This window comes from Nostocoides australiense Ben110 (assembly GCF_001050535.1).
In the GTDB taxonomy this organism is placed as follows: Bacteria; Actinomycetota; Actinomycetes; order Actinomycetales; family Dermatophilaceae; genus Nostocoides_A; species Nostocoides_A australiense.
On record NZ_HG764815.1, the window covers coordinates 1,030,105 to 1,040,282 of the forward strand.

Annotated in this window: 8 protein-coding genes and 1 pseudogene; all 9 read right to left on the bottom strand. The window is 71.3% G+C overall.

The features are described from left to right. Nucleotides 1-1,021 (bottom strand): cell division protein FtsZ (gene ftsZ, locus BN11_RS04940; protein WP_083433543.1); only part of this gene is annotated, 1,021 nt, incomplete at its 3' end. A 276-nt stretch (nt 1,022-1,297) separates the two neighbouring features. Next, the gene (locus tag BN11_RS04945; protein ID WP_048695249.1) at nt 1,298-2,065 is read right to left on the bottom strand and encodes a cell division protein FtsQ/DivIB; all 768 of its coding nucleotides are present in this window, start codon (nt 2,063-2,065) and stop codon (nt 1,298-1,300) included. After that, on the bottom strand, nt 2,058-3,524 hold the full coding sequence (gene murC, locus BN11_RS04950; protein WP_048695252.1) for a UDP-N-acetylmuramate--L-alanine ligase: 1,467 nt from the start codon (nt 3,522-3,524) through the stop codon (nt 2,058-2,060). The genes BN11_RS04945 and murC overlap by 8 nt, the downstream gene beginning before the upstream one ends. Next, a complete protein-coding gene (gene murG / locus BN11_RS04955; RefSeq protein WP_048695256.1) occupies nt 3,524-4,666 on the bottom strand; it encodes an undecaprenyldiphospho-muramoylpentapeptide beta-N-acetylglucosaminyltransferase in 1,143 nt (380 codons plus the stop codon). The genes murC and murG overlap by 1 nt, the downstream gene beginning before the upstream one ends. Beyond that, nucleotides 4,663-5,937: a putative lipid II flippase FtsW gene (gene ftsW, locus BN11_RS04960; RefSeq protein WP_235435364.1), complete on the bottom strand. Its 1,275-nt coding sequence runs from the start codon at nt 5,935-5,937 to the stop codon at nt 4,663-4,665. The genes murG and ftsW overlap by 4 nt, the downstream gene beginning before the upstream one ends. 3 nt (nt 5,938-5,940) lie before the next feature. Next, complete coding sequence (gene murD / locus BN11_RS04965) at nt 5,941-7,443, bottom strand: UDP-N-acetylmuramoyl-L-alanine--D-glutamate ligase (RefSeq protein WP_048695259.1); 1,503 nt, start codon at nt 7,441-7,443, stop codon at nt 5,941-5,943. After that, entirely contained in the window at nt 7,415-8,521 is a 1,107-nt protein-coding gene (gene mraY, locus BN11_RS04970; RefSeq protein ID WP_048695262.1) for a phospho-N-acetylmuramoyl-pentapeptide-transferase, read from the bottom strand. The genes murD and mraY overlap by 29 nt, the downstream gene beginning before the upstream one ends. Beyond that, nucleotides 8,515-9,927: a UDP-N-acetylmuramoyl-tripeptide--D-alanyl-D-alanine ligase gene (locus BN11_RS04975; protein WP_048695265.1), complete on the bottom strand. Its 1,413-nt coding sequence runs from the start codon at nt 9,925-9,927 to the stop codon at nt 8,515-8,517. Before BN11_RS04975 ends, mraY begins: the two co-directional genes overlap by 7 nt. Continuing rightward, nucleotides 9,924-10,178, bottom strand: a pseudogene (locus BN11_RS04980) (UDP-N-acetylmuramoyl-L-alanyl-D-glutamate--2,6-diaminopimelate ligase); the annotation flags it as partial. The pseudogene BN11_RS04980 and the gene BN11_RS04975, both read right to left, overlap by 4 nt.

Consider the following 10,178-nt stretch of genomic DNA (forward strand, 5'->3'; position numbering starts at 1 on the left):
CGGCGGCCGGGGCGGGGACGCCGGGGCGGGAGACGACGGTGCCGAGGGCCCGCTCGTCGGTGCGCTTCTGCGGGGTGCCGCCGTCGAAACCCGCTGCGATCACCGTCACGCGCACCTCGTCGCCGAGGGCGTCGTCGATGACCGCACCGAAGATGATGTTGGCGTCCGGGTGCGCCGCCTCCTGCACCAGCCGGGCGGCCTCGTTGATCTCGAACAGACCCAGGTCGCTGCCGCCTTGGACCGAGAGCAGGACACCGTGCGCGCCGTCGATGCTGGCCTCGAGCAGCGGCGAGGAGATCGCGGCTTCGGCGGCCTGGACCGCGCGCTCCTCGCCGCGGGATGACCCGATGCCCATGAGGGCCGAACCGGCCCCGGACATGACCGACTTGACGTCGGCGAAGTCGAGGTTGATCAGGCCCGGCGTCGTGATCAGGTCGGTGATGCCCTGGACACCGGAGAGCAGCACCTGGTCGGCGCTGCGGAAGGCGTCGAGCATGCTGACATTGCGGTCGCTGATCGACAGCAGCCGATCGTTGGGGATGACGATGAGGGTGTCGACCTCTTCGCGCAGCGAGCCGATGCCGGTCTCGGCCTGGTTGGCGCGGCGGCGGCCCTCGAAGGTGAAGGGGCGGGTGACGACACCGATGGTCAGTGCGCCGAGCCCCTTGGCGATCTTCGCGACGACCGGTGCGCCGCCGGTGCCGGTGCCGCCGCCTTCACCGGCGGTGACGAAGACCATGTCGGCGCCCTTGAGGACCTCTTCGATCTCCTCGGCGTGGTCCTCGGCTGCCCGCCGGCCGACCTCGGGGTCGGCGCCCGCGCCCAGCCCGCGGGTCAGGTCGCGACCCACGTCGAGCTTGACGTCGGCGTCGCTCATCAACAGCGCCTGCGCGTCGGTGTTGATGGCGATGAATTCGACGCCCTTCAACCCGGCTTCGATCATCCGGTTGATGGCGTTGACACCGCCGCCGCCGATGCCGACGACCTTGATGACGGCCAGATAGTTCTGGGGAGCAGCCACTTCGTGGGGCCTTCCTAGCTTTCGTTCTCGGATATCCGTTTGGCACCGCAGGCCCGGTCTCCTGCGGCTCGGCCCATCGCCAATCCTCACCCTCTAGTCGAGGTTCAGATTGCACTGCAAGCCTTCCGGGTCGACGGTATGCGTCGGAAGGCACTGGTGCAAACGCCGTCCGCGCGTGTCGCGGGAAAGAAGTTGCGCGCGCTCTCCTCACGCGTATCGCCGGCCCCGTCCATCACACCCGTCCCGCGTCCGAGTCGAAGGTCCGCGCCGACCGCGTCAGGTCGTGACGGGGGTCTCGGGGGCGCTGACGTCGATCGTCTTGGGCTTCTTGCTCATCAGGATCTGGACCAGGCGCGCCTTGAGTTCCGATTCCGCGGCCGGGCCCCACACGATGCGCGTCGCGGAGATGACGAACGAAACCGAGCCCGAGTCGTCGATGTGCAGATCACGCACCCGAGTGCGCAGCGACTCCGGAAGGGCGGCCATCACCTGCACGGTCGCATTCACGCCGTCGCCGCTCGCCACCCCGGTGGCCCCCTGCACCACCGGAACGCCGGCCGGCGCCTCCGACACCGTCTCGATGGTCACCCCGGACACATCCACAAGCTCTACTTTACCTTGAGACTTCTGGAGTCCGAGCACGGGCACCCGGGCGACGACTTCGATGACGAGCGACCGCGGGAATCCGCGGCGGACGGTGGCATCCGCGACCCGCGAGTCCTCCTCCAGCCGGCCTTCGACGCCTGCCGTGTCGACGCGCAACAGCGAGCGCCCCACCTCCTGCCCCCCGACAGATTTGCCGAGTGAGCGGACGGCCGGAGTGGTCCCCGAGACCTGAACCTCGGTGACCGCGAGCAGCGGCGACCAGAGCGCCAGCCAGGCTAGGACCAGTACCAGGACCGCAGCACCGATCAGCCACACCACCTTGCCCGCGCGCCGGCGGCGCAGTGCTCGAGCCCGGCGCTTCCACCCGTCGGCGAAGGAGAGGACCCGACGCTGCTCGGTGCGCTCCGACTCGAGCGTCGACGGAGGGGTCTCACGCACGATCCGGTCCCGCGTGTGATCGGGCCGCCAGGGCGGCGAGCAGTCGCGGCCCGATGCGGGTGACATCGCCCGCGCCGACCGTCAGCAGCAGGTCGCCCGGCCCGGCCCGGGACGCCACGAGGTCGATCGCCTCGTCGAAGCCGGCCGCCAGCGTGGCGTCGGCCCCCGCGTCCCGCAACGGCTCGACGATCAGGTGGGAGTCGATCCCGGCCATGGGGGTCTCTCGGGCGCCGTAGACCGGAAGCAGCACGATCTGGTCGGCGGGCTGCAGCCCGGCGGCGAAACCGGCGGCAAAGTCGCGGGTGCGGGAGTACAGGTGGGGTTGGAAGATCACGCGGACCGCGCCACCGGCACCGACCACGGCCCGCGCGGCGGCGACCAGTGCGGTTACTTTGGGCGCATTGTGCGCGTAGTCGTCGACGACGACGATGCCGTCCACCTCGCCCTTGCGTTCGAAGCGGCGGTGCACGCCCGGGAAGGCTGCCAACCCGGCCGTGAGTTGCGCGGGGTCGCGGCCCAGGGCCAGCCAGCCGGCGGCGAGCGCGGCGGCCGCGTTGTGCACATTGTGCCGGCCGGGCGCGGCAACCCGCAGCGGCACTGCCCCGCGGTCGGACACGACGCGAGCGGTCGAGGTCAGGCCGTGTAGCTCGACCTCCTCGATCCGGACGTCACTGGCGGGGTCCTCGCCGTAGGTCAGGACCTGCCGCCCCTCCGACCGCAGCAACCGGGCCAGGGCAGCCGATCCGGGGTCGTCCGCCGCGGCGATCAGCCAGCCACCGGGTTCGACGGAGCGGGCGAAGGCGGCATACGCCTGCTGGACGTGCGCGAAATCGCCGTAGAAGTCGAGGTGGTCGGGTTGGACATTGGTGACGACGGCGACGTGCGGTCGATAGCTGAGGAAGGATCCGTCGGATTCGTCGGCTTCGGCGACGAACACTCCGCCAGTCCCGCGGAGGGAGTTGCGGCCCAGGTCGGCCAGCTCGGAGCCGATCGCGAAGGAGGGGTCGGCACCCGCCGCCCGCAGGACCGCTGTCAGCATCGCCGACGTCGTGGTCTTGCCGTTGGCCCCGGCGACCGCGACCCGGACATCGTCACCCATGGCACTGGCCAGGGCCTGCGCGCGATGGAGCACTCGCAGCCCCCCGGCCCGGGCGGCCGTGAGTTCGGCATTGGTCTCGGGGATCGCCGAGGAGACCACGACGGTTCGCACCCCGTCCAGGTGCCCCGGGTCGTGACCGATGGACACCGCCATACCGGCGGCGCGCAAGCGCTCCACGGCCGGCGACGCGGCCCCGTCGCACCCGCTCACCTCGACCCCCAGGTCGTGCAGCAGCTGGGCGATGCCGGACATCCCGCTGCCGCCGATGGCGACGAAATGGGTGGCGCCCAATTCGCTCGCGGGGGTCGTCGGTGCGGCGAAGTCGAACCGCGGGTTGACGCCCAGCCGGCCGGGGGCCATCAGTGGCCTCCCGCTCGCCCGGCGGCGTAGGCCTGCGCGACGAGGTCGGCGAGCAGCTGATCGCCGCCGCGCTCCCCCACCGCCGCAGCGGCGGCGGACATCGACTGCAGGCGCTCGGCGTCGGTGGCGAGCGGGATGAGGGTGCCGGTCACCCATGTCGGGGTGAGTTCGGCGTCGGGCACGAGCAGGCCGCCGCCGGCCGCGACGACATCGGCCGCGTTGAGTTCCTGCTCCCCGTTGCCGATCGGCAGCGGCACATAGACCGCGGGCAGGCCGACGGCACTCAGCTCGCACACCGTGTTGGCTCCGGACCGCGCGACGACGAGGTCGGCGGCGGCATACGCGAGTTCCATCGCGTCGGCATACTCGAGGACCACATAGCGCGCCCCCGCTCCGGTGTCGGGCGCGGCGAACGCCTTGCCGTTGCCGGTGACGTGCAGCACCTGGATGCCGGCCTCGGACAGCTCGAGGACGCGGGCGGCGAAGGCCTCGTTGAGGCGTTTGGCCCCGAGCGAGCCACCGGTCACCAGCACGGTGGGGCGGTGGTCCGCCAGCCCGAAGCGCTGCAGCGCCTCCGCGCGGCGGGCGGGCCGGTCGAGCGTGGAGATCTCGGGTCGCAGCGGCATCCCGACCCGCCGGGCGTGGGCCAGCTTGGTGCTGGCGAAGGTCGTGCCGACGAAGGGGGTCATGCGGGCGCCGAGGCGATTGGCCAGGCCCGGGCGGGCGTTCTGTTCGTGGATGACGATCGGCAGCTTGCGGCGGCGGGCGGCAAGGTATGCCGGCGTGGAGACGTAGCCACCGAAGCCGACCACCACCTCCGCCCCCGTGGCGTCGATGGCGGCCTCGGCGGCCTTGATCGCGCCCGCAAGCCTGCCGGGGACCCGCAGCAGGTCGGGCCCGGGCCGGCGCGGCAGCGGCACCTTGGGCGCCATGTGCAGGGGGTAGCCGCGGGCGGGCACCAGCCGCGCCTCCAGGCCGGTCTCGGTGCCCAGCGCGGCGATCCCCATGTCGGGACGCAACTGCTGGAGTTTGTCGGCGAGCGCGAGGAGCGGGGAGACGTGACCGGCCGATCCGCCGCCGGCGAGCAGGACGGCAGCGGGCCACGAGGCCGGCGTGGTGGCGGCCGGACCGGCGTCGGTCATCGCTGCTTCCCGCGGGTGCGGCTGAGCACGGCCATCGAGTCACGCACGGTCTTGGGGCGCACGGACAGCGATTCGGCGCAGCCGGGTTCGGCGCGGGCGAACGCGAGCAGGATGCCCATGGCGAGCATGGTCGTGATGAGCGAGGAGCCGCCCGAGGAGACGAAGGGCAGCGGGACGCCGATGATCGGCAGGGCGCCGATGACGGCGCCGATATTGACGATGGCTTGCACGAGGATCCACACCATCACACCGGAGGCGGCGATGCGAACGAAGAAGTCGTCGGTGCGCACGACCAGGCGGTATGCGGCGTACCCGAGCAGGGCGAAGAGCGCGAGCACGATGAGCGCACCGATCAGGCCGAGTTCCTCGCCGATGATCGCGAAGATGAAGTCGTTGTGCGGCTCGGAGAGCCACTGCCACTTCTCCTTCGACGCGCCCAGGCCGATGCCCGTCAGGCCGCCGTCGGCGAGGGCGTAGCGGGCGTGCAGTGGCTGGCGGCAGATGTCGTAGTAGAGCCGCTCGTTGCTCGGGACACACTGGCTGGGGTCGAGCCAGATGCTGATGCGCTGCATCCGGTTGGAGCTGGTCATCGTCGCCGCGGCAACCAGGGCCAGGCCCCCGAGCCCGGCGAGCCCGAACCACCGCAAGGGCACACCACCGGCCAGCAGCATCCCTCCGACGATCGCCGCGAGCACGATCGCGGTGCCGAGGTCGCGCCCGAGCATGACGAAGCCGAGGGTGATCGCTGCGGCCGGGAACACGAAGGGGAAGACCGACTCCTTGAAGGAGCCGAGGAAGCGACGTTTCTGGGTCAGCACCCGGGCGCCGAAGAGGATCAGCGCGATCTTGGCCAGCTCGCTGGGCTGCAGGCTGAAGCCGGGCAGCTTGATCCAGTTGCGGTTGCCTTGGACATCGAAACCGAGAGGTGAGAACACGAGGGCCTGCAACCCGATCGCGCCGATCAGGGCGGCGCCGCCGATGCGTTTCCAGAAGCCCAGCGGCAGCCGCATCGCGATGAGCATCGCGACCGTGCCGATCGCGGCGAAGATCGCCTGGGTGTAGAAGACGGCGTAGGGGTTGTCGCTGTCCTTGATGGAGACGATCATCGACGCCGACAGCACCATGACCAGCCCGATCACCGTCAGCAAGGTCGTGACCGACAGCAGCAGATAGTAGGTCGCGACGGGGCTGTCAAGCAGTTCGCGCAGGCGCGCCAGCCGTCGCCGGCCGGCGGCGCGGCTGGACAGCGGCGACGCGGTGGTGCTGCTCACGGATCACTCCCCGGTGGTCGGCAGCCGGCGGACCGCATCGGCGAAGGCGTCGCCGCGGGCGCCGTAGTTGGCGAACATGTCCATGGACGCGGCCGCGGGAGCCAACAGCACGACATCGCCGGGCTGGGCGAGGCCGGCGGCGGCCGCCACGGCACGATCCATCGCACCAGTGTCAGTGTCGGACAGGTCCACGACGGGGAGATCCGGCGCGTGTCGGGCGAGGGATTCGCCGATCCGGGCGCGATCGGCACCGATGAGGACGACGCCGCGCAGCCGGGCGGCGTGGGCGGCAACCAGTTCGTCGACGTCGGCGCCCTTGAGCAGCCCGCCGGCGATCCACACGACAGAGGGGAAGGCGGCCAGCGACGCCGCGGCCGCGTGCGGGTTGGTGGCCTTGGAGTCGTCGACGAAGCGCACCCCGCCGACGGTGGCGACCTCGGCGACCCGGTGTGGTTCGGGGACGAAGGCCCGCAGCCCGTCGCGGACGGCTCCGGTCGGCACGCCGTAGGCCCGGGCCAGGGCGGCGGCGGCCAGGGCATTGGCGACGACGTGGGGCGGCGGCGGGACATCACCCTGGGACAAATCGGCCAGGGTGCCCATCTCGGCCGCGCTCGTAGCCCGTTCGGCGACGAAGGCCCGGTCGGCCAGCACGTCCTCGACGAGCCCGACCATGGAGACCGACGGTATGCCGAGGGTGAAGCCGATCGCGCGCGCCCCCTCGACCACCTCGGCCTCCTCGACCATGCGCCGGGTCTCGTCGTCGGCGACGTTGTAGATGCACGCCACCTCGGTGCGGGCGTAGACCTTGGCCTTGGCGCGCCAGTACTCCTCGAACGAGCCGTGCCAGTCGATATGGTCGGGCGCGATGTTCAGGCACGCCGAGGCCAGCGGGCTGATCGACTCCGACCAGTGCAACTGGAAGCTGGAGAGTTCGACGGCGATGACGTCATACGGCTCGGGGTGGAGCACGGCCTCGAGCATCGGGGTGCCGACATTGCCCGCGCTGGTCGCGCGCAGCCCGGCGGCGCGCAGGATGCTCGCGAGCATCTGCACCGTCGTCGTCTTGCCATTGGTCCCGGTCAGTGTCAGCCAGGGCGCCGCGCCCTCGGCCGGCCGCATCCGCCAGGCCAGCTCCACCTCCCCCCAGACGGGGATGCCCGCTGCCGCGGCAGCGGCGAGAAGAGGCTGGTCAGGGCGCCAGCCCGGCGAGGTAACGATCACGTCGAGGTCGAGGTCCGCGGGGAGGGCGGCGGTCGCCTGCGGCCCGGTGCGCACCTCGACGTCGAGGACCTGCAGGATCGTGGCTCGCTGAGCGAGTTCGCTTCCTGCTGCGGGCGTCTGGCCGTCGACGAGGACGACCCGGGCGCCGCGTTCGGCGAGGGCGTCGGCGGCGGCGAAGCCGCTGATGCCGAGGCCGGCGACGAGGACGCGCAGGCCCGACCAGTCGGCGCCGCCGTGGGTCAGGCCCTGGAGTCGGTCAGAGGGCACCGACGACCCACTCCGCATAGAAGATGCCCAGACCGAAGGCGACGAACAGGCCGGCGATGATCCAGAATCGGATGACGATCGTGACCTCCTGCCAGCCTTTCAGTTCGAAGTGGTGCTGCAGAGGCGCCATGCGGAAGACCCGCTTGCCGGTCGACTTGAAGGAGGCGACCTGGATGATCACCGAGAGGGTGATCGTGACGAAGAGCCCGCCGAGGATGATGACGAGCAGTTCGGTGCGGCTGGTGATGGCCAGGCCGGCCAGCGCGCCGCCGAGGGCGAGCGATCCGGTGTCGCCCATGAAGATCTTCGCCGGGGCGGCGTTCCACCACAGGAAGCCGAAGCAGGCCCCCATGCCCCCCGCGGCGACGACGGCCAGGTCGAGCGGGTCGCGCACCGCGTAGCAGTTGTTGATGTTCAGCGAGGTGGCGCAGTTCTGGTTCGACTGCCAGACCCCGATCAGGACGTAGGCCGCGAACACCATCGTCGAGGCGCCGGTGGCCAGCCCGTCGAGGCCGTCGGTGAGGTTCACGCCGTTGGACGTGCCCGAGATCATCACATTGGCCCAGATGACGAACAGGGCGATGCCGACCAGGGTGCCGCCGAAGGCGAGGTCGAGTTTGGTGTCGCGCACGAAGGAGATGGCCGTCGAGGCGGGATGGGTGCCATTGGCGTCGGGAAAGCGCAGGGCGAGCACGGCGAAGATGATCGCGACGAGTGCCTGGCCGGCGAGTTTCTGCTTGCTCCGCAGGCCGAGCGAGCGCTGCCGGCTGATCTTGATGTAGTCGTCGAGGAAGCCGACCAGGCCGAGCCCGGCCATCAGGAAGAGCACGAGGACACCGGAGGCGGTCGGCGCGGCATACCCGGTCGAGCCGATGACGGCCGTCGAGAAGTGGGCGACGAAGTAGCCGACCACGGTCGCGGCGATGATGACCGTGCCACCCATGGTCGGGGTGCCGCGCTTGGTGTGGTGGGAGGTCGGGCCGTCGTCGCGGATGAACTGGCCGTAGCCGCGTTTGACGAGGAACTTGATGTACGCCGGTGTCCCGAGCAGGCCGATGACGAGCGCCACCACCGCAGAGACGAGTACGGCTAGCACGTGAGGTCCTCCTTAGCGGACACGGGCGTGTCGCGCAGCCGGTCCCCAAGGAAACGCAGGCCGGCGCCATTGCTGGACTTGACCAGCACGATGTCTCCGGCTTCCACGATGTCGACGGTCATAGCGTAAGCCGACTCCACATCCGGCGCATATTCGACGTGCGAGCCGCCGCTGCTCGCCCCCTCGCCGATGCCGCGGGCCTGGTCGCCGACGACGATGACCGTATGGACGCCATGCTCGGCCGCGGCGCTCCCCACCGCCCGGTGGGCCGCCTCGGCCTCAGCGCCCAGCTCGAGCATGGGCCCCAGCACGGCGACGGCCCGGCGACCGCCCGCCATCGCCGCCACCGCGTCGAGGGCGGCCGTCATCGACTCGGGGTTGGCGTTGTAGGCGTCGTTGACGATGGTGACCCCATCGGCCCGGGTGTCGATCTCCATCCGGTAGCGGCTGACCGGCCCGGCATCACGCAGGGCGGCGCCGATCGTCTCGATGGCCATGCCGGACTCGTGCGCGGCGGCGATGACGGCCAGCGCATTGCCGACCTGATGCCGGCCGGCGACGGCCAGGTGCACCTCGGCGGTCCCGAACGGCCCCGAGCAGCGGAACCGCGCCCGGCCGTCGGCGCCGAGCGTCACGCCGGTGGCCCGCACCTCGGCGTCCTGCGCCTCACCGACGAGCAGGACCCGCGCCGTGGTGCGCCCGGCCATGGCCCGGACGAGCGGGTCGTCGGCGTTGAGGATGGCCACGCCGTCGCTCCGAAGCGCCTGCACCAGCTCGGATTTCGCCTCGGCGATGGCCGCCTGGGATCCGAACTCCCCCACGTGGGCCGAGCCGACGTTCAAGACGATACCGATGCGCGGCGGCGCGATCTCGGTCAGATAGCGCACGTGGCCGATGCCGCGGGCGCCCATCTCGACGACGAGGTGGCGGGTGGAGTCGGTGATGCGGCATACGGTCAGCGGCACACCGACCTCGGAGTTGTAGGACCCGACCGGCGCCACCGTCTCGCCGTCGCGGGCCAACACCTGGCCGAGCAGGTCCTTGGTCGAGGTCTTGCCGGAGGAGCCGGTGATGCCGACGACGTTCAGCTGCGGCCGGGCGTCGACGAGGTGGCGGGCGAGCGCGACGAATGCGGCCTGCTCGTCGGCGACCACCACCCGGGGCAATGGTCCGGTGTCCTGCGTGACGAGTGCCGCGACCGCGCCTCGCTGTGCCGCGCCGGCGATGAAGCCGTGCCCGTCGGCGTGCTCGCCGATGCGGGCGACATACAGGCTGCCAGGCTCGGCTTCGCGGGAGTCGGTGACGACGGCGCCGGTGATCGTCAGCCCGCCGGCCTCGCTCTCGCCGAGTCCGGCGATCCGGCCGCCGGTCACCTCCGCCAGCTCGGTCAGGGTCGTCGGGATCACGAGGCCTCACCGTATGCCGCGTCGAGGGCTGCTCGCACCTGCTCGCGATCGTCGAAGGGATGCACCACGCCGCCGATCTCCTGACCCGTCTCGTGTCCCTTGCCGACGACCGCGACGACGGCGCCACGACCCGCCGCGACCGCAGCCGCAACTGCGGCGGCGATGGCCTCGGCGCGATCGGCGATCTCGCGAATGTCCTTGTGCGGCGCGCTTTCTCGGGCCCCGGCAACCACCGCCGCCCGGATCACCGC

Coding starts and splice junctions, on each gene's coding strand:
- murD (WP_048695259.1), bottom strand. CDS start 7,443: ATGCGGAGTGGGTCGTCGGTGCCCTCTGACCGACTCCAGGGCCTGACC.
- murG (WP_048695256.1), bottom strand. CDS start 4,666: ATGACCGACGCCGGTCCGGCCGCCACCACGCCGGCCTCGTGGCCCGCT.
- murC (WP_048695252.1), bottom strand. CDS start 3,524: ATGGCCCCCGGCCGGCTGGGCGTCAACCCGCGGTTCGACTTCGCCGCA.